The sequence below is a fragment of the Micromonospora ureilytica genome (assembly GCF_015751765.1).
Classification (GTDB): Bacteria; Actinomycetota; Actinomycetes; order Mycobacteriales; family Micromonosporaceae; genus Micromonospora; species Micromonospora ureilytica.
In genome coordinates this window covers 3007360-3026041 of record NZ_JADOTX010000001.1, presented here as the reverse complement: position 1 = coordinate 3026041, position 18682 = coordinate 3007360, and the positions used below count along the sequence as shown (strand labels likewise).

General features: G+C 71.8%; 22 protein-coding genes and 1 riboswitch. Of the genes, 17 read left to right on the top strand and 5 right to left on the bottom strand.

Going from position 1 to position 18682, the window contains the following annotated elements; translation table 11 throughout:
* The first annotated feature begins 12 nt into the window (after window positions 1-12).
* Genes def through IW248_RS13505 form a run of 3 tightly spaced genes read left to right on the top strand, consistent with a single transcriptional unit; the run spans window position 13 to window position 2935 of the window.
* Window positions 13-570 carry a peptide deformylase gene (gene def / locus IW248_RS13515; RefSeq protein WP_196927266.1) on the top strand — a complete coding sequence of 186 codons (558 nt, stop codon included), beginning with the start codon at window positions 13-15 and terminating at the stop codon, window positions 568-570.
* A 5-nt stretch (window positions 571-575) separates the two neighbouring features.
* Window positions 576-1502, top strand: a complete 927-nt coding sequence (gene fmt / locus IW248_RS13510; RefSeq protein WP_196927265.1) for a methionyl-tRNA formyltransferase — start codon at window positions 576-578, stop codon at window positions 1500-1502.
* Window positions 1457-2935: an RsmB/NOP family class I SAM-dependent RNA methyltransferase gene (locus tag IW248_RS13505; RefSeq protein WP_196930180.1), complete on the top strand. Its 1479-nt coding sequence runs from the start codon at window positions 1457-1459 to the stop codon at window positions 2933-2935. Before fmt ends, IW248_RS13505 begins: the two co-directional genes overlap by 46 nt.
* A 50-nt stretch (window positions 2936-2985) precedes the next feature.
* Here IW248_RS13505 and IW248_RS13500 read toward each other — a convergent pair whose 3' ends face one another.
* Both IW248_RS13500 and IW248_RS13495 read right to left on the bottom strand, forming a co-directional pair.
* A complete protein-coding gene (locus IW248_RS13500; protein ID WP_196927264.1) occupies window positions 2986-3876 on the bottom strand; it encodes a septum formation family protein in 891 nt (296 codons plus the stop codon).
* An 82-nt stretch (window positions 3877-3958) separates the two neighbouring features.
* Entirely contained in the window at window positions 3959-4852 is an 894-nt protein-coding gene (locus IW248_RS13495) for a septum formation family protein (protein ID WP_196927263.1), read from the bottom strand.
* 254 nt (window positions 4853-5106) lie between these two features.
* Here IW248_RS13495 and rpe point away from each other — a divergent pair, with 254 nt between their 5' ends.
* The 7 genes from rpe to ribH all read left to right on the top strand — a co-directional run bounded on the left by rpe (window position 5107) and on the right by ribH (window position 11317).
* The gene (gene rpe, locus IW248_RS13490) at window positions 5107-5787 is read left to right on the top strand and encodes a ribulose-phosphate 3-epimerase (RefSeq protein ID WP_124821265.1); all 681 of its coding nucleotides are present in this window, start codon (window positions 5107-5109) and stop codon (window positions 5785-5787) included.
* 1 nt (window position 5788) lies between these two features.
* Complete coding sequence (locus tag IW248_RS13485; RefSeq protein WP_124821266.1) at window positions 5789-6745, top strand: response regulator; 957 nt, start codon at window positions 5789-5791, stop codon at window positions 6743-6745.
* A 78-nt stretch (window positions 6746-6823) separates the two neighbouring features.
* A riboswitch (FMN riboswitch) is annotated at window positions 6824-6994 on the top strand.
* Between the two features lie 167 nt (window positions 6995-7161).
* Complete coding sequence (gene ribD, locus IW248_RS13480; protein WP_124821267.1) at window positions 7162-8223, top strand: bifunctional diaminohydroxyphosphoribosylaminopyrimidine deaminase/5-amino-6-(5-phosphoribosylamino)uracil reductase RibD; 1062 nt, start codon at window positions 7162-7164, stop codon at window positions 8221-8223.
* A gap of 1 nt (window position 8224) precedes the next feature.
* Window positions 8225-8869, top strand: a complete 645-nt coding sequence (locus tag IW248_RS13475; RefSeq protein WP_196927262.1) for a riboflavin synthase — start codon at window positions 8225-8227, stop codon at window positions 8867-8869.
* Complete coding sequence (pnuC, locus tag IW248_RS13470) at window positions 8869-9552, top strand: nicotinamide riboside transporter PnuC (RefSeq protein WP_196927261.1); 684 nt, start codon at window positions 8869-8871, stop codon at window positions 9550-9552. The genes IW248_RS13475 and pnuC overlap by 1 nt, the downstream gene beginning before the upstream one ends.
* Window positions 9549-10814 (top strand): bifunctional 3,4-dihydroxy-2-butanone-4-phosphate synthase/GTP cyclohydrolase II, encoded by a 1266-nt coding sequence (locus IW248_RS13465; RefSeq protein WP_124821270.1) that lies wholly within the window; start codon window positions 9549-9551, stop codon window positions 10812-10814. Before pnuC ends, IW248_RS13465 begins: the two co-directional genes overlap by 4 nt.
* A gap of 2 nt (window positions 10815-10816) precedes the next feature.
* The gene (ribH, locus tag IW248_RS13460; RefSeq protein ID WP_196930178.1) at window positions 10817-11317 is read left to right on the top strand and encodes a 6,7-dimethyl-8-ribityllumazine synthase; all 501 of its coding nucleotides are present in this window, start codon (window positions 10817-10819) and stop codon (window positions 11315-11317) included.
* 36 nt (window positions 11318-11353) lie between these two features.
* On the opposite strand, the gene IW248_RS13455 is transcribed toward ribH, so the two are convergent.
* Genes IW248_RS13455 through IW248_RS13445 form a run of 3 tightly spaced genes read right to left on the bottom strand, consistent with a single transcriptional unit; the run spans window position 11354 to window position 13806 of the window.
* Window positions 11354-12097 carry an amino acid ABC transporter ATP-binding protein gene (locus IW248_RS13455; protein WP_269155077.1) on the bottom strand — a complete coding sequence of 248 codons (744 nt, stop codon included), beginning with the start codon at window positions 12095-12097 and terminating at the stop codon, window positions 11354-11356.
* Between the two features lie 3 nt (window positions 12098-12100).
* Window positions 12101-12946: an amino acid ABC transporter permease gene (locus tag IW248_RS13450; RefSeq protein WP_196927260.1), complete on the bottom strand. Its 846-nt coding sequence runs from the start codon at window positions 12944-12946 to the stop codon at window positions 12101-12103.
* Entirely contained in the window at window positions 12943-13806 is an 864-nt protein-coding gene (locus IW248_RS13445; RefSeq protein WP_196927259.1) for an ABC transporter substrate-binding protein, read from the bottom strand. Before IW248_RS13445 ends, IW248_RS13450 begins: the two co-directional genes overlap by 4 nt.
* 133 nt (window positions 13807-13939) lie before the next feature.
* Between IW248_RS13445 and IW248_RS13440 the strand changes: the two genes are divergently transcribed.
* The 7 genes from IW248_RS13440 to IW248_RS13410 all read left to right on the top strand — a co-directional run bounded on the left by IW248_RS13440 (window position 13940) and on the right by IW248_RS13410 (window position 18577).
* Window positions 13940-14203 (top strand): phosphoribosyl-ATP diphosphatase, encoded by a 264-nt coding sequence (locus IW248_RS13440; RefSeq protein ID WP_030335709.1) that lies wholly within the window; start codon window positions 13940-13942, stop codon window positions 14201-14203.
* Window positions 14204-14252: 49 nt separating this feature from the next.
* Complete coding sequence (hisG, locus tag IW248_RS13435) at window positions 14253-15098, top strand: ATP phosphoribosyltransferase (RefSeq protein WP_030488425.1); 846 nt, start codon at window positions 14253-14255, stop codon at window positions 15096-15098.
* A gap of 250 nt (window positions 15099-15348) precedes the next feature.
* Complete coding sequence (locus IW248_RS13430) at window positions 15349-15822, top strand: PH domain-containing protein (RefSeq protein ID WP_196927258.1); 474 nt, start codon at window positions 15349-15351, stop codon at window positions 15820-15822.
* Window positions 15823-16405: 583 nt separating this feature from the next.
* Window positions 16406-17056, top strand: coding sequence for a translation initiation factor IF-3 (gene infC, locus IW248_RS13425; protein ID WP_124818759.1), 651 nt, complete (start codon window positions 16406-16408; stop codon window positions 17054-17056).
* Window positions 17057-17076: 20 nt separating this feature from the next.
* Window positions 17077-17271, top strand: coding sequence for a 50S ribosomal protein L35 (gene rpmI, locus IW248_RS13420; protein WP_007458415.1), 195 nt, complete (start codon window positions 17077-17079; stop codon window positions 17269-17271).
* Window positions 17272-17303: 32 nt separating this feature from the next.
* A complete protein-coding gene (gene rplT, locus IW248_RS13415) occupies window positions 17304-17696 on the top strand; it encodes a 50S ribosomal protein L20 (RefSeq protein WP_030488429.1) in 393 nt (130 codons plus the stop codon).
* 83 nt (window positions 17697-17779) lie between these two features.
* A complete protein-coding gene (locus tag IW248_RS13410; protein ID WP_231396302.1) occupies window positions 17780-18577 on the top strand; it encodes a TrmH family RNA methyltransferase in 798 nt (265 codons plus the stop codon).
* Window positions 18578-18682: the final 105 nt, after the last annotated feature.

Sequence of the window (18682 nt, the reverse complement as noted above, 5' to 3'; positions counted from 1 at the left end):
GAGCCGTCCCGCGTGACCGTCCAGCCCATCCGTCTGTTTGGGGATCCGGTGCTGCGCACGCCGGCCGATCCGGTGGTCAACTTCGACGCCGAGCTACGTCGGCTCGTCGCCGACCTCACCGACACGATGCGTGAGCAGAACGGCGCCGGCCTGGCCGCGCCGCAGCTCGGTGTGAGCCTGCGGGTGTTCACCTTCGACGTCGACGACGTCCTCGGGCACCTGATCAACCCCGTGTTGGAGTTCCCCGACGAGGAGGAGCAGGACGGCCCGGAGGGCTGCCTGTCGATCCCCGGGCTCTACTTCGACACCAAGCGTCGGCAGAATGTCGTCGCCAAGGGCTTCAGCTCGTTCGGCGACCCGATGCAGATCGTCGGCACCGGTCTGATGGCGCGCTGCGTGCAGCACGAGACCGACCACCTCGACGGGGTGCTCTTCCTGGACCGACTGGACCCGGAGGGACGCAAGGAAGCCATGAAGGTGATCCGCCAGGCCGAGTGGTACGACGCGGCGGCCCCGCCCACGGTAAAGCTCAGCCCGCACATCAGCGACCCCTTCGGTCTGGGGCGCTGACCCGGATGCGCGTGATCTTCGCCGGTACGCCGGCCGTCGCCGTTCCCGCACTGGCCGCCGTCGCCGCCTCCCGCCACGAGCTGGTGGCCGTGGTCACCCGGCCCGACGCGCCCGCCGGGCGTGGGCGGGGTCTGTCCCGCTCCCCGGTCGGCGCGTGGGCCGACGAGCACGGCGTCGAGGTGCTCACGCCGGCCCGTCCCCGCGAGCCGGAGTTCCTCGATCGGCTGCGCGAGCTGGAGCCGGACTGCGTGCCGGTGGTCGCCTACGGCGCGCTGGTGCCACCGGCGGCCCTGGAGATCCCCCGGCACGGCTGGATCAACCTGCACTTCTCCCTGCTGCCCGCGTGGCGTGGCGCCGCGCCCGTGCAGCATGCCGTGCTGCACGGTGACGAACTGACCGGGGCCAGCGTCTTCCAGTTGGAGGAGGGCCTGGACACCGGCCCGGTCTACGGCACACTGACCGACGAGATCCGCGCCGCCGACACCTCCGGTGACCTGTTGGGTCGGCTCGCCGATTCCGGCGCCGGGCTGCTGGTGGCGGTGCTCGACGCGATCGCCGACGGCACCGCCCGCGCCGAGCCGCAGCCCGCCGACGGGGTGTCGCTGGCGCCGAAGCTGAGCGTGGACGACGCGCGGGTGCGCTGGAGTGACCCGGCCTTCGCCGTCGATCGGCGGATCCGGGCCTGCACCCCGGCGCCGGGCGGCTGGACCACGTTCCGCGACGAGCGGGTGAAGCTCGGCCCGGTCGTCCCGGTGCCCGACGGCCCCGAGCTGAAGCCGGGGGAGTTGCTGGTGGAGAAGTCCCGGGTGCTGGCCGGCACGGCGACAGTGCCGGTACGTCTCGGTGAGGTCCGCGCCGCGGGCAAGCGGGCGATGGACGCTACCGACTGGGCGCGCGGCGTCCGGGTCGGCACTGGAGAGGACTTCGCGTGACGGCACCGGAGGGAACCCGACCGACGCGCTCCGGCCCGTCGACGGGCCGTGGCGGGGATCGTCGCCCGGTCCGACCACCGCTGGACCGACCGCGCCGCGCCGCGTACGAGGCGGTGGCGGCGGTGCACCGTGACGACGCGTTCGCCAACCTGGTGCTGCCCATCATCCTGCGGGAGGAGGGGCTGTTCGGTCGGGACGCGGCCTTCGCCACCGAGCTGACCTACGGCACCCTGCGCCACCTGGGCACGTTGGACGCGATCCTGACCGACGCCGCCGGCCGGGACGTGGCCCGGATCGACCCGCCGGTACGCGACGCGCTGCGGATCGGGGCGTACCAGCTGCTGCACACCCGGGTGCCGGCGCACGCCGCGGTCTCGTCGACTGTGGATCTGGTCCGTTCGGTCGCACCGGGCGCGACCGGCTTCGCCAACGCGGTGCTGCGCGAGGTGTCCACCCGTGACGCGGACGCCTGGGTGGCCAAGCTCGCCCCACCGATGGAGACCGACCCGGTCGGGCACCTCGCGTTGGCGTACAGCCACCCGCAGTGGATCGTGCGGGCGTTCTCCGAGGCGCTCGGCGGCGATCTGGGTGAGACGGAGCGCCTCCTGATCGAGGACAATGAGCGCCCGCCGGTGCACCTGTGCGCGCGGCCGGGGCTGATCGACCCGGTCGAGCTGGCCGACCAGGTCGGCGGTGCGCCCGGTGCCTTCTCGCCGTACGCCGTCTATCTGCCCGGTGGCGCGCCGGGTGACATCCCGGCGGTGGTCGACGGCCGGGCCCACGTCCAGGACGAGGGCTCCCAGTTGGTGGCGACAGCGCTCGCCGACGCGCCGTTGGACGGCCCGGACGGGCGTTGGCTGGACCTGTGCGCCGGCCCGGGTGGCAAGGCCGGGCTGCTCGGCGCGCTGGCCGCGCAGCGGGGCGCCCGGGTGACAGCGGTGGAGGTGGCCGAGCACCGCGCCCGGCTGGTCTCCCTGGCGACCCGGGACCTGCCGGTGGCCGTGCTGACCATGGACGGCCGTGAGGTCGGCGGCGACCCGAAGCTGCCGGAGCAGCACTTCGACCGGGTGCTGGTCGACGCACCGTGTACCGGGCTGGGGTCGCTGCGTCGTCGGCCGGAGTCGCGCTGGCGTCGCCAGCCGTCCGACCTCCCGCCGCTGACCCGGCTGCAACGGGAGTTGCTCGGCGCGGCGTTGCGGGCGGTCCGCCCGGGTGGCCTGGTCGCCTATGTCACCTGCTCGCCGCACACCGTCGAGACGCACGTGACGGTGACCGAGGCGGCCCGCCGCAGCGGGGTTCCGGTGGACTTCGTGGACGCCCGGCCGCTGCTGCCGGCCGGCATGCCCGGTCTCGGCGACGGGCCGACCGTGCAGCTCTGGCCACACCGGCATGGCACCGACGCGATGTTCCTCGCCGTCCTGCGCCGAGGCTGACCCGACCCTGCGTCCGGCCGGTCGGTGACCCGACTGGCCGGACGCGGCGCTCAGGTGACCGGAAGACCCTTGGTGCCGGCGTTCTTCATCGACCGGGTCAGGTTCCGGTCGGAGATCCAGAGGAAGCACTGCACGCCCCGGTTGCCGTTGCGCCACTCCTCCTCGTACGGCTGGTAGTAGATCGTCCCGGCGCGGAAGTCGAGCTGGGAGTTGTCCGGAACCTTGGCGTACTTGGCGATCATCGTCTGGCAGGCCCGGTGGGTCTGCTTGATGCTGCGGGTGAACTCGGCGTAACTGACGTCCGGGGCCTGCCAGACGCCGACGAACTCGGCGTGGTGCTTGGCGGTGCAGGAGACCGGCTTCATCTCGTCGATGTCGTCCTTGACCAGCTTCGGGTTGAAGCAGCGGTACGCCAGCGGCGCCGCGCCGGACAGCGCGCCGCGGAGGCTGCCGGTGCGCAGGTCGACGGCGGTGTCGTCGATGCTGGCGATCTCGGTGACGTCGCAGCGGTACCAGCGGGCCCCGCCCGACCAGGCCTGCGGTGACGGCAGCACGACGGTCAGGCCGAGCCGCCCGGAACGCCAGTCGGCGCCCACCGCCTTGTTGACGGCGGTGTCGCACCCGGCCTGTGCGGCCCGCATGCCGGCCGAGCCGGGCTGCGGGGGAGTGCCGCCCGTGGCGCCCGGGCCGGTGAGGGTGCCGACGTGCATGGTCTCCACCCGGTGCGACTCGGTGCACGCCGTCGGGTTGTAGCCGGTCAGGAAGCCGACCTGCTGGGAGCTGTGGTGGCAGACGTCGGCGGCGGGGACGAACTGCTGCGCCGCGACGGGCGCCGGCCAGTCGTCGATGAGGTCACGGTCGAGTCCGGCGGGTGCGCCGCACCCGGCCAGCGCCAGGGCCAGTGCCCCACCCCCGGCGAACGCCGCCAACCACCGTCGCATCCCGACCTCCCGCCGCTGCTGGCCCCCGACCGGACCCAGCCGGTCGATAGCGCCACGGCGCAGCAGCATACGGCACCGATGCTCAGATCGCGGGCAGTCCCTCCGGGCCGGCGCCGCGCATGGAGCGGGTGAGTTTGCGGTCGTCGCTCCACAGGAAACAGCGCACTCCACGGTCGCCCTCCTCCCACTCCCGCTGCGAGGGTGGGTAGTAGATGGACCCGGCCCGGTACGGCAGCTCGCTGTTGTTGGGTACCGCCGCGTACTCGGCGATCAGCGCCATGCAGCGCCGGTGCGCCTGCTCGGCGGACTTGGCGAAGTCCGCCCAGCTCAGGTCCCCCTCCTCGTAGACGCCCACGAACTCGGCGCGGTGCGGCTCGGTGCAGAGCACCGGCGCCATGTAGTTGAGGTTGTCGCCGATCAGCTTGGGATCGAAGCAGCGGTGCGTCAGGGGCGTGTCGCCGATCAGGGCTCCGCGAAGGCTGCCGGTGCGGTTCACCGCGCGGGTGTTGTCGATGCTGCCGGTCTCGCTGAGGTCGCAGCGGAACCAGCGGGCGCCGCCGGTCCACGCGGGTGCGGACGGCAGCGCGAGGGACAGCGCGAGTCGGGCCGTGTGCCAGTCACCGCCGAGCACCTGTCGGGCTCGCTGGTCGCACTCGGCGCGAGCCGTGCGCAGCGCCGACGACCCGGGTTCCGGTCGGGTCTCGGTCAGCGCGTCGGGCCCGACGAAGGTGCCGACGTGGATGGTCTCGGCCAGGTGGTTACGCGCGCAGTCCACCGTCTCGTACGTGCTGGCCTGCACCACAGTGGCGATCCGCGGCAGACAGGTGTCGGTGGCGGGGGTGAACGGCTTCGGCACCCGCAGCGTCGGCCAGTCGTCGGTGAGATCACCGTCCGCGCCCCGCGCCGGCGCGCAGCCGGTCAGCAGCAGCATCGTGGTGACGCCGGCCAGCACCAGCGCTGGAAGCCACCGTCGCATCGTCCGCCCTCCCGGGAGCTGGCGGCCGGTCACCGCGCCCCGCGGCGAAACCCCGGCGGGCGTGCAGCCTATGGCACCGTCCCGGTTGGAGTGTCGTCGCGTTTCCGTCGATCGGCCAGTCGCTGATGTCTGTTCGTCCGGATTCGGGGGTCCGGAGCGCCCAATTCTGCACCACTGGTCACTACTGGGTCACAGCGCGTCCCCGAAGGTGGCGCGATGCGGGTGGCGGGTGGCCACGTTCGTACACTGGCCCCGTGACCGTACCGCCGCCGATCGTCGCGCCGAGCATCCTGGCCGCCGATTTCGCCCGACTCGCCGAAGAGGTCCGTGCCGTCGAGGACGCCGCGGACTGGTTGCACGTCGACGTGATGGACAACCACTTCGTGCCGAACCTGACCATTGGGCTGCCCGTGGTGCAGAGCCTGCGCGCTGTCACGGCGATGCCCTTCGACGTGCACCTGATGATCGAGGACCCGCGCCGGTGGGCGCCCGGGTACGCCGACGCGGGGGCGTACAACGTCACCTTCCACGCGGAGGCGTCGGACGACCCGGTGGCGTTGGCCAAGGATCTGCGCTCGGCCGGTGCGAAGGCGGGCCTGGCCATCGATCGGGACACCCCGATCGAGCCCTACCTGGACCTGCTGCCCAGCTTCGACACCCTGCTGATCATGACGATCAAGGCCGGCTTCGGTGGGCAGCGGTTCATTCCGCAGATGCTGGAGAAGGTGCAGACGGCCCGGCGGCACGTGTCGGCCGGGCACCTGGAGCTGCGCATCGAGGTGGACGGCGGGATCGCCGCCGACACCATCGAGCAGGCAGCCGCCGCGGGTGCCGACGCGTTCGTGGCCGGCACCGCCGTGTACGGGGCCGCCGATCCGGCGGAGGCGGTACGCCACCTGCGGGCACTGGCGGAACGCGCGGCTCCCGGGGCCTGAGGTGGAGCCCGAGGTCGACCGCAAGGACATCATTCTCGTCGTCGACGACGACGAGGACATCGCTCGTTTCGTCGAGTTCAACCTGCGGCTGCACGGCTTCGAGGTGATCCACGCCAGCGACGGTCAGGAGGCTCTGGAGGTCATCGAGCGCCAGCGGCCGGACCTGGCGGTGGTCGACCTCATGATGCCGCGGATCGACGGGCTGGAGCTGACCCGGCGGTTGCGCGCGGACCCGATGACCTCCGCCCTTCCGGTGATCATGCTGACCGCCAAGGGGATGACCGTCGACAAGGTGCACGGGCTCAGCGCCGGTGCGGACGACTACCTGGTCAAGCCGTTCGACACCGCCGAGCTGGTGGCTCGGGTCTCGTCCACGTTGCGCCGCAACAAGGAGTTCCGGGAGGTCTCCCCGCTGACCGGGCTGCCCGGCAACAGCCGGATCCGTCGGGAGATCAGCGACCGGGTCCGAAACGGCGTGGACTACGCGGTCGGCTACGTCGACATCGACCGGTTCAAGAGCGTCAACGACCGGTACGGCTTCGTGCGCGGCGACGACTTCATCTCCGCGCTGGCCCGCAGCCTGCACCGGGCGGTCGTGGCGGTGGGCCTGCCGCCGGCCTTCCTCGGCCACGTCGGCGGTGACGACTTCGTCATCGTCTGCGCCCCGGACCAGGTGCGCCCACTGACGTCCCGGGCGGTCGTCGACTTCGAGAACGCCGCCGACACGCTCTACGACCCGACCGATCGGGAGCGCGGCTTCGTCGAGCTGAAGGACCGACGAGGCAACATCAGGCGCGCGGCCCTGGTCACGCTCTCCATCGGGGTGTCCCTCTCCGACGACGGCAAGCGGTTCACCGACCCCCTCGAAGCGATCGCGGTGGCCTCGGAGATGAAGACGGTCGCCAAGAGTCAACCGGGTTCGTACGTGGCGGTGGACCGGCGTCGCGGCGTCACCTGAGCGTGATACCGCTGTGAAGTAGCTCGCCTAGGTGGCGGCAGAGTCGCATCGGCGTGTAAGACTTCCCGTGTACCCACCACGCGCTGGCGGGACTCGGTGAAATTCCGAACCGGCGGTGATCCACGGTCCAACCGTGGTCAGCCCGCGACCCGGACGGCTCTGCTGTCCGGTGGACCTGGTGAAAATCCGGGGCCGACGGTTGGGGGCGGTTCGTCCGCGCCCAGAAAGTCCGGATGGGAGACAGCGCGCGGGACGGACGGGTCCGAGCCGGCCGCTGGCTTCAGCGTGCCGTCCCGACCCTCCGGGGCCGGCTGTGCCGTTCCCGGAATCCGCCACCGCCTGCCCGTGGCCCCATGGCCACCGCCTCCCTGACCGCCCGCGCGCGGATCGGCGAGTGAGAGGGCAGGGGCAGGGCGATGGCCAGCGTCTCCGTTGATGAGGCGATGCGGCGTGCGATCGAGTTGGCCGCGCGCGGGCTCGGCACCACCAGCCCCAATCCGGTGGTCGGGTGCGTGCTGCTCGACGAGGACGGCGAGGTCGTGGGCGAGGGCTTCCACGCGTACGCCGGCGGACCGCACGCCGAGATCGTCGCGCTGGCACAGGCCGGGCGGCGGGCCAAGGGCGGCACCGCTGTCGTCACTCTGGAACCCTGCGATCACACCGGCCGCACCGGCCCCTGTAGTTCCGCGCTCGTCCAGGCGGGGGTGGGCCGGGTGGTCATCGCCGTGCCCGACCCCAACCCTGTCGCTTCCGGGGGCGCCGCCACGTTGCGCGCCGCCGGGGTCCGGGTCGATCTGGGGGTACGCGGCGAGGAGGCCGAGGCCGGCAACGTCGCCTGGCTGACCTCGATGCGCCGGGGCTGGCCGTATGTGATCTGGAAGTACGCCGCCACGCTCGACGGCCGCTCCGCCGCGGCGGACGGCACCAGCATGTGGATCACCTCGGAGGCGGCCCGGATCGACGTGCACGCGCTGCGGGGCACTGTCGACGCGGTCGTCGCCGGGGTGGGCACCGTGCTCGCCGACGACCCCCGGCTGACCGCCCGCAACCTTCGCGACGGCAGCCTGGCCATCCGGCAGCCGCTGCGGGTGGTGGTGGACAGCTCGGGGCGTACCCCGGCTGACGCCCTGGTCCGCGACGGCGCCGCGCGGACGTGGATCGCGACCGCCGACGAGGTCGGCGCTGACGCGGACGGCCGGGTCGACCTGTCGGCGCTGCTCGCGGCGCTGCACCAGCGTGGGGTCCGCGCGGTGCTGCTGGAGGGCGGCCCTCGACTGGCCGGCGCGTTCCTGCGGGCCGGCCTGGTCGACAAGATCGTCGGGTACGTCGCGCCGCGGTTGCTCGGCGCCGGCCCGACCGCTCTGGTCGACGCGGGAGTGACCACCATCGCTGAGGCCATCGATCTGGAGTTCGTCGACGTTACGCAGATCGGTCCGGATCTTCGGATCACCGCTTTGCCCCGCAAAAGGGAGGGCTGAGATGTTCACCGGCATTATTGAGGAATTGGGCGAGATCGTCCGGGTCGCGCCGACGGCGGGAGATTCGGCGCTGCTCGGCGTACGCGGCCCGCTCGTCACGTCCGACGCCCGGCACGGCGACTCGATCGCCGTCAACGGTGTCTGCCTGACCGTCGTGGAGGTGGCCGACGGGGTCTTCACCGCCGACGTGATGGGGGAGACGCTGCGCCGCTCCGCGCTGGGCGCCCTGCGCCCCGGCGACCCGGTCAACCTGGAACGAGCCGCCGCGCTCGGCAGTCGCCTCGGCGGGCACCTGGTGCAGGGCCACGTCGACGGCGTCGGTGAACTGATCTCCCGGGAGCCGGCCGAGCAGTGGGAGACCGTCCGGTTCCGACTGCCCGCCGCCCTGTCCCGGTACGTGGTGGAGAAGGGCTCGATCACCATCGACGGCGTCTCGTTGACAGTGGCCGCCGTCGGCGCGGACGAGTTCGCCGTCGGGCTGATCCCGACCACGCTGAAGCTGACCACGCTCGGCGCGAAGGGCGTCGGCGACCCGGTCAACCTGGAGGTCGACGTGTTGGCCAAGTACGTCGAGCGGCTGCTCGGCGACCGGGTCACCGACGCCGACGCTCGCGGGGTGGCCTCGACACCGGGCGGGGTGGCCTGATGGGCCCGCTCAGCTGGCTGCTGGACGCCCAGGTGCAGGTCGCCGGCTCGCCGGTGCTGGCCCGCGAGATCGTCGGCAACACGTTCGGGCTGGTCTCGGCGCTGCTCGGGCTGCGCCGGCTGGTCTGGGCGTGGCCGGTCGGCATGATCGGTAACGCGCTACTCCTCACCGTCTTCCTCGGCGGGGTGTTCGCCACCCCGCAGGAGCACGACCTGTACGGGCAGGCCGGCCGACAGGTGTTCTTCTTCGCGGTGAGCGTCTACGGCTGGTGGCGCTGGCAGCGCAACCGTCGCGGCGACGCCGGGCAGGCGGCGGTCGTCCCGCGCTGGGCCACCGGACGGGAACGACTGCTGCTGCTGGTGGCCGCCGTGATCGGCACCGCCGCGGCGTACCCGCTACTTAAGGCCCTGGGCTCGTGGGGCCCGCTGCCCGACGCCTGGATCCTCACCGGCAGCCTGCTGGCCACCTACGGCATGGCCCGCGGCTGGGTGGAGTTCTGGCTGCTCTGGATCGCTGTGGACGCGGTCGGCGTGCCGCTGCTGCTGCGCGGCGGGTTCTACCCGTCGGCCGTCATGTACCTGATCTACGGCGCCCTCTGCGTCTGGGGCTTCGCCGCCTGGTGGCGCACCTCGCGCGCGACGGCCACCGTCCGTACGCCCACCTACACGGAGGCCCTGGCGTGACCGGTTTTGGGGATATTGAGCAGGCGATCGCGGAGATCGCGGCCGGCCGGCCGGTCGTCGTGGTCGACGACGCGGACCGGGAGAACGAGGGCGATCTGATCTTCGCGGCCGAGTTGGCCACGCCGGAGCTGATGGCGTTCATGGTGCGCCACACCTCCGGGTACGTCTGCGTGGCGCTGACCGAGAGCGAGGCCGACCGGCTCGACCTGCCGCCGATGCACCACACCAACCAGGACCGGCGTGGCACCGCGTACACGGTGACAGTGGACGCCCGGGAGGGGGTCGGCACCGGCATCTCGGCGGCCGACCGCGCGCACACCAGCCGGCTGCTCGCCGACGCGGCGACCGACCCGACCGACCTGTCCCGGCCCGGGCACGTGGTGCCGCTGCGCGCTCGCGAGGGCGGGGTGCTGCGTCGCCCGGGGCACACCGAGGCGGGCATCGACCTGACCCGGCTGGCCGGGCTGCGTCCGGCGGGCGTGCTCTGCGAGCTGGTCAACGACGACGGCACCATGATGCGCCTGCCGGACCTGGAGAAGTTCTCCGCCGAGCACGGCCTCACGCTGATCACCATCGCCGACCTGATCGCCTACCGGCGGCGTACCGAGAAGCAGGTCGAGCTGGTCGCCGACGCCCGGATGCCAACGCGCCACGGGGTGTTCCGGGCGCTCGGCTACCGCGCCGAGCACGACCCCGCCGAGCACGTCGCGATGGTGCTGGGTGACCTCGGTGACGGCCAGGACGTGCTGGTCCGGGTGCACTCCGAGTGCCTGACCGGGGACGTGTTCGGCTCGCTGCGCTGCGACTGTGGGCCGCAGTTGGACGCCGCGCTGGCTCGCGTCGGGCAGGAGGGCCGGGGCGTGGTGCTCTACGTCCGGGGGCACGAGGGGCGTGGCATCGGGCTGCTGCACAAGCTGCAGGCGTACCAGTTGCAGGACTCCGGCCGCGACACCGTCGACGCCAACCTCGACCTGGGCCTGCCGGCCGACGCCCGTGACTACGGCACCGGCGCGCAGATCCTCTACGACCTGGGCGTGCGCTCGATGCGGCTGCTGACCAACAACCCGGCCAAGCGGGCCGGGCTGGAGGGGTACGGGTTGACCATCACCGGCCGCGAGGGGCTGCCGGTCGGCGCGCACCCGGAGAACATGCGCTACCTGCGCACCAAGCGGGACCGGATGGGTCACCTGCTGGACCAGTTGGACGAGGTGTCCGAGGCGCCGCTGGGGCGTCCGGTCGCCAACGACGAGATCGGAGCATGACGATGGCGGGTTTCGGTGAGCCGGGAGTCGAGGCGGTCGACGCCGCGGGGCTGACCGTCGGGGTCGTTGCCGCCCGCTGGCACGGCGAGCTGACCGATCACATGCTGGAGCGTGCGGTTGCCGCCGCCGAGGCGTGTGGCGCCCGTTCCGTGGTGGCCCGGGTCGCCGGGTCGGTCGAGCTGCCGGTGGTGGCACAGGCCCTCGCCCGCCGCTGCGACGTCGTGGTCGCCCTCGGCGTCGTGATCCGCGGGGCCACCGCCCACTTCGACTACGTCTGCCGCTCGGTCACCGACGGGCTGACCCGGGTGGCGCTGGACGAGGGCAAGCCGGTGGCGCACGGGGTGCTGACCGTGGAGACCATCGAGCAGGCCCGCGACCGCGCCGGTCTGCCCGGGTCCGCGGAGGACAAGGGCTGGGCCGCCACCGTCGCGGCGCTCGACGCGGCACTGGCCGTGCGCACCGTGGCGGCGGGCAACGCCCAGCGGGTCGGCTTCAGCGGCTGAGCCGCCGTCGGCCTCGGCCGTCTCTGAAGCGGGCCCTCACAGCCGACCGGCCTCGATGATCCGGCGCAGGAACTGCCGGGTACGGGGCTGCGTCGGCTCGCCGAGCACCTGCTCGGGCGGGCCGCTCTCGACGACCCGCCCGGCGTCGAGGAAACACACCTCGTCGGCGACCTCCCGGGCGAAGCCCATCTCGTGGGTGGCCAGCACCATGGTCATGCCGTCGGCCTTCAGGTCCCGGATCATCGACAGCACCTCGCCGACGAGTTCCGGGTCCAACGCGGAGGTGACCTCGTCGAGCAGCATCAGTCGAGGTGAGTTGGCCAGCGCCCGGACGATCGCCACCCGCTGCTGCTGCCCGCCGGAGAGCCGGTCCGGGTAGGCGTTCGCCTTGGCGCCGAGCCCCACCCGGTCGAGCAGTTCGCGGGCCTGCGCCTCGGCCTCCGCCCGGGCCCGCCGGTGTACGCGCCGCGGCGCGAGGGTGATGTTGTCCAACACGCTCAGGTGCGGAAAGAGGTTGTACGCCTGGAACACCATGCCGATCCGCCGCCGGACCTGGTCGGGGTCCACCCGGGGATCGGAGATGTCCTCCCCGTCCAACTCGATGGTGCCGTCGTCGAGTTCGTCAAGCAGGTTGACGCAGCGCAGCAGTGTCGACTTGCCGGACCCGGACGCGCCGATCAGGGCCACCACCTGGTGCTCGGCGACGGTCAGGTCGAGCTGGTCGAGCACGACGTGCCCGCCGAACTCCTTGCGCAGGCCCCGACACTGCAACAACGCCATGGGTCAGCCCCCCGACTGTCGGCGGGCCGCGCGTAGCGTCACCCAGTCCGTGACCGCGATCAGCGGGATCGCGAGCAGCACGAAGAGGACCCCGGCCACGACGTACGGCGTGTAGTTGAACGTCTGGGCGGTGGCGATCTGGGCGGCGCGGACCGCGTCGATCGGCCCGGCGAGTGACACCAGGCCCACGTCCTTCTGCAACGCCACCACGTCGTTGAGCAGCGGTGGTGCCACCCGACGGACGGCCTGCGGCAGGACCACGTGCCGCATCGTCTGCCGGTAGGTCAGGCCCAACGAGCGGGCGGCGGCGAGCTGACTGGAGTGCACCGACTCGATGCCGGCCCGGAACACCTCGGCGAGGTAGCCGCCGTAGGTGAGGACCAACGCGACCCCACCCAGCACCAGCACCGGCGGCATGCCCTGCAACCGCAGCCCCGGCACGCCGAGGGTGAGCAGGTAGAGCACGATGATCAGCGGTAGGCCGCGGAACGTGTAGGTGTAGCCGGCGGCCAGCGCGCGGACCGGGAAGAAGACCGGCCCGCGCAGCGTCCGCAGCACGGCGATCACCAATCCGACCAGCAGCGCGCCGACCGCACAGCACACCAGCAGCCGTACGTTGAGCCAGAGCCCGCTCAGCACCGTCGGCAGCGCGTCGCGGGCGATCTCCGGATCCAGGAACGACCGCCGGACCCGGTCCCAGCCCGGCGCCCCGGTCACCGCGATCACCAGCAGCGTGCCGAGCGCCGCCGTCGAGAACGCCGCGACGAGCACGCTGTAGACGGTCTGCCGCCGCCGGTACGCCGACCGCCGCAGCTGTGCCTCGGACGGCACGTGATCCAGAAGAGTCACCGCAGCTCGGCCGCCCCCGCCACCTGCGCGAGCCACTTCTGTTCCAGCTCCTTCAGCGTGCCCGCCGCGGCGAGCTGACCGACCGCCCCGCTCACGCAGGACGTCAGCGGCGAGTTCTTGTCCAGCAGCAACCCGAACGCCTCGGGCGTACCGACCTGCGGCACCTGCCCGACGATCGTCGCGTCGGTGATCTCCGCGCCGGTGATGTAGAAGGCGGTCGGCAGGTCCACCACGAGACCGTCCAACTGCCCGTTCTGCAGGGCCTTCTTGGCGTCGTCGTTGCTGTTGTAGACCTGCGGCTTGGCGGCCGGCTTGATCACGTCGGTGATCGCCTGGTAGCTGGTGGTGCCGACCTGCGCGCCGAGCCGAGCGTCCCGCAGCTCGGCTAGCGACTTCCGGCCGGCGATCTTCGAGGACTTCAACGCGATGACGGTCTGCCGCACCAGGTAGTACGGCGCGGAGAAGTCGACCGCCTGCTTGCGCTCCTCGGTGATGGAGAACTGGTTGATGTCGAAGTCGAAGTCCTTCGGCCCCGGCGCGATCGCGGTGTCGAACTTGACCCGGGTCCAGGCCACGTCCGCGCGGGCGTAGCCGAGCTTCTCGGCCACCGCGTACGCGACGGCGGACTCGAAGCCCTCGCCGCTCTCCGGCTTGTCCTTCGAGAACCACGGCTCGTACGCGGGCTGGTCGGTGGCGATGGTGAGCTTGCCCGGCGTACGGGTGGGCAGGCTGTCCTTGGCGCAGGACAGCCCCGTGGTGACGGTGGGGGTTGGTAGCTCCTTCTGTGGCGCGCATCCGGCGGTGGCTACGACGACGGCACCGGCGAGGGTGAGCGCGAGGAGACGTGAGCGGCTGGCCATGGCGGACAGCGTAGAGCTCCATGGGCGTCGATCGACAATTGTCCCACCATGTTGGTAGGAAATTGTCCGCTTGCTGGATTCCGGCGGACCCGGACGCGGGGTGCCGGCCGGGTGGCTGGAAGAATCGTTTCCCGTGAAGACGTTCGAGGAGTTGTTCGCCGAGCTGCAGGCCAAGGCCGCCGCCGGCACCCCGGGCTCGGGCACCGTCGCCGCGCTGGACAAGGGCGTGCACTTCATCGGCAAGAAGGTCGTCGAGGAGGCGGCCGAGTCGTGGATGGCCGCCGAGCACGAGGGGCCGGAGCGCACCGCCGAGGAGATCTCCCAACTGCTCTACCAGGTCCAGGTGCTGATGCTCGCCAGTGGCCTCGAGCTCAAGGACGTCTACCGACATCTGTGAGTGCCCCCAACCCCGTTGATCGCCATCCGGATCGAAGGAGCACTCCGTCATGCTGCGTGTCGCCATTCCCAACAAGGGCACCCTGGCCGAACCGGCCGCCCAGATGCTGCGCGAGGCGGGCTACCGCCAGCGCACCGACCCCAAGGACCTCGTCTGCCGGGACGAGGCCAACGACGTCGAATTCTTCTACCTGCGCCCGAAGGACATCGCCACCTACGTCGGCTCCGGCGACCTCGACCTGGGGATCACCGGCCGGGACCTGCTGATCGACTCGGCCGCGCCGGCCGAGGAGGTCGTCGACCTCGCCTTCGGCCGGGCCACCTTCCGCTTCGCCGCCCGCCCCGACGACATCGCCTCCGTCCAGGAGCTCGGCGGTCACCGGATCGCCACCGCGTACCCGGGGCTGGTCGAGCGGCACCTCGGCGAGGTGGGGGTCAAGGCCGACGTGATCCGCCTCGACGGCGCCGTGGAGAACGCCGTACGCCTCGGCGTCGCCGACGTGATCGCGGACGTTGTGGAGACCGGCGCGACCCTGCGCCAGGCGGGCCTGGTGGTCTTCGGTGAGCCGCTGCTGCGCTCGTCGGCGGTGCTGGTCCGGCGCGCCGGCGCGCCCGCACAACCACAGGCCGAGCAGTTGCTGCGCCGCCTGCACGGCGTGCTGGTGGCCCGCCGCTACGTGATGCTCGCCTACGACGTGCCGGCCGGTCTGCTGGACCGGGCCAGCGGGCTCACCCCGGGCATCGAGTCGCCCACCGTGTCGCCGCTGCACCGCGAGGGCTGGGTGGCGGTGCAGGCGATGGTGCTCCGCGACGACGTGCACCGCATCATGGACGAGCTGTACGAGCTGGGCGCCCGCGCCATCCTCGTCACCAACATCCACGCCTGTCGCCTCTGACCGTCCCCTGTCCCGAGCGCCGCTGGACCGGGGTGTCCGCGCCAGGGGCACCCCTGTTCCGGTGATACCTCGCTCCGCGATCTTGCACTTTCTGCACCGACACAAGGCGCATATCACCCTGTACCGACAACCGAAACCGCAAGATCGGCGACCCTTCCGCTCGCCAGGGGGCACAGGGGCTCGCGGTTCTCCGGTGGTGGCTCGGCGGGTGGTGCGTTTGATGGGGGAGTGTGGGTGGCAGACTGGTGGGGTGAGTGAAACCGAGCTGGTCCGCCTGAAGCCCCGCCGCATTCGCGTGGTCTGCTGGTCGGCGGCGGTTGTCCTGGTACTGGTGTTCGGTCTGGTCGCCACGTCGCTGAGTGGCCCGACCGGCGATGGTTACGGCAGCTTCCAGCGCGGCGACCAGATCGCCATGATCGGCCTGGGCGTCTTCGGGGCGCTGGGGTTCCTGCTGTTCACCCGCCCCCGGGTGGAGGCGGATGCGCGGGGCATCCGGGTGCGTAACGTCATCAGCTCCTACGAGCTGCCCTGGGAGGTTGTCCGGGGCGTGCGCTTCGACCGGGGCGCGCCGTGGGCCAGCCTGGAGCTGCACGACGACGACCTGCTGCCGATGGTCGCGTTGCAGGCCGCCGACAAGGAGTTGGCCGTCGACGGGGTCCGCGCGCTGCGCCGGCTGCACGAGGCCCACCAGGCCCGTCTCGCCGAACGCGCCGTCGGCCGCTGACCCGGCGAAACCGCCCACCCACAAAATCACGTGCCACCGCCACCGCCACCGCCACCGCCACCGCCACCGCCACCGCCGGCGACCGAACCGCCCACCACGGGCGCGCGCACCCACGCCAAGATCTGGACAACTTCCCCGAAACTGCTGCCTCCCGACATCCTGAGGCAGCAGTTTCGGGGAAAGTGCGCGGATCTCACCAGGCGGCGGGGCGGCGCGGGGCGGCGGCGCGGGGCGGGGCGCGGCGCGCCGGTGTGAGCGCAGGTCGTGCCCGGTTTGGGGGTGGCCGGGGCGCCGGTGTAGTGTTATCGAGTCGACCAGGCTGTCTCCGCGTGCGAGCAGACAGCCTTGAAAGCGGGGCGCCTGCTCCCACCCGAGTCACCGCTACGGTGGCCGGGTCCGGTCACCGGTTCCGGGCATGTCCCGGTGCCGGATGCGCGATCCTTGTGATCGTGCTGACCGGTCGAGCGGGCCCTGGCATACGCCGGGGCCTTCTGCTTTTCGGGTCGGTTCCCTCCTGGGAGCCGCAGGGGTCGGCGACAGAGCAGAAACGACTCGAGGAGGCCCCATCAGCGTCGAACCACGCGTGAACGAGCAGATCCGGGCACGTGAGGTCCGACTGGTCGGCCCAGAGGGTGAGCAGGTGGGCATCGTCCCGCTGGAGCGCGCTCTTCAGCTGGCCGCGGACGTCGATCTGGACCTGGTCGAGGTTGCGCCGATGGCGCGCCCGCCGGTGTGCAAGCTCATGGACTTCGGCAAGTTCAAGTACGAGAGCGCACTCAAGGCGCGCGAAGCGCGGCGTAATCAGCAGCAGACCGTCATCAAGGAAATGAAGCTTCGGCCGAAGATCGACCCGCACGACTACGAGACCAAGAAGGGTCACGTGGTGCGGTTCCTCAAGGCGGGCGACAAGGTCAAGGTGACGATCATGTTCCGCGGTCGCGAGCAGAGCCGCCCGGAGCTGGGTTACCGGCTCCTGCGCCGGCTCGAGTCCGAGATCACGGAACTGGGATACGTCGAGGCCGCTCCGAAGCAGGACGGTCGAAACATGATCATGGTTCTCGCCCCGCATCGGGCCGTCAAGGCCTCCGCGGTCGCCGCCACGGCGTCTCGCGGCGGACCTCGGGACCGGGCAGGGGACGAGTCCGCCGCTCCGGAAGCCGATGAGACCGCGGCGGTCAGCGAGACCGCAGCAGCCGGTGACACCGGCCTCGCCGCCGACACCAGCGGCGAGTAACAGGGGAGAAGACGTTCCACATGCCGAAGATGAAGAGCCACACGGGTATGGGTAAGCGGGTCAAGGTGACCGGCAAGGGCAAGATCGTTGCCCAGCAGGCCGGCCTCCGCCACAACCTGGAGAAGAAGCCCTCCACCCAGACCCGCCGGCTGACCGGCACGGTCGTGCTGGCCAAGGCCGACGTCAAGCGCATCAAGAAGCTGCTCGGCCGCTGACGCGCGCCACCTTTACGTAATTAGGAGTTGAGATGGCACGCGTCAAGCGGGCTGTAAACGCCCAGAAGAAGCGTCGTACCCTGCTGGAGTCCGCGAGTGGTTACCGCGGTCAGCGCTCCCGCCTGTACCGCAAGGCCAAGGAGCAGGTGCTGCACTCGATGCAGTACGCCTACCGGGACCGTCGCGACCGCAAGGGCGACTTCCGGCAGCTGTGGATTCAGCGGATCAACGCGGGCGCCCGGGCCAACGGGATGACCTACAACCGTCTGATCCAGGGCCTGCGTCTGGCCGGCATCGAGGTCGACCGCAAGATCCTGGCCGACATGGCTGTCAACGACGCCGCCTCTTTCGCGGCGATCGTCGAGCTGGCCCGGGCCGCGGTCACGGCCGAGGGCACCGGCGGCGCGGCGGCTCAGGCCGCCTGATCCCCACGCACCAGAGCGAGGCGTCTCCCGTGTCGGCATCGCCGTCCGGGGGGCGCCTCAATCGTGCCGGAGGAGCGCACATCATGGCTTTCACCCCGCGTACCCCCAGGGTTGTCGCCGCCCGCCGTCTGCAACGCCGCCGGGACCGCGACGCCACCGGCCGCTTCCTGGCCGAGGGCCCGCAGGCGGTCCGCGAGGCCCTCGCGCGGCCGGGCGTGGTCACCGAACTGTTTGGTACGACCACCGCGCTCGACAGGTATCCGGAGTTGGCCGCCACGGCGGCCCGTGCCGACGTGCCGGTTTCCGAGGTGACCGACGACGCCATCGCGGCGCTGGCCGAGACGGTCGCACCGCAGGGGCTGGTGGCGGTCTGCCGGCACCTGGACGTCTCGTTGGAGCAGGCCCTCGCGGGCGCGCCCCGGCTGGTGGCGGTGCTCGCCGAGATCCGCGACCCGGGCAACGCCGGCACGGTGTTGCGCACCGCCGACGCGGCCGGTGCGGGTGCTGTGGTCTTCGCCGGAGACGCCGTCGACCCGTACAACGGCAAGTGTGTGCGGGCCTCGGCCGGCAGCCTCTTCCACGTCGACGTGGTCCGCGCCAGCGACCCGGTCGCGGTGGTCGACGCGCTGCGCGCCGCCGGGCTGTCGATCTTCGCAACCACTGGGTACGGCGACAGCGACCTGGACGACATGACCGACTACGGTCGGCTCGTCGCGCCCACCGCGTGGTTGTTCGGCTCCGAGGCGCACGGCCTGCCCGAGGAGTTGAGCGCCGCCGCCGACGCCCGGGTGCGGGTGCCGCTGTACGGGCGCGCGGAGAGCCTGAACCTGGCTGCCGCCGCGGCGGTCTGCCTGTACGCTTCAGCGAGAGCGCAGCGCTGAGGGTGATTGCCTCCGGCGCGACTGACAGCAGGGGAGAGCGTCCGTCCATGAACGCGACACGGCGTTCGTTTAGCCAGCCCGCCGGTGTCGGCGGGCGGCGGGCCT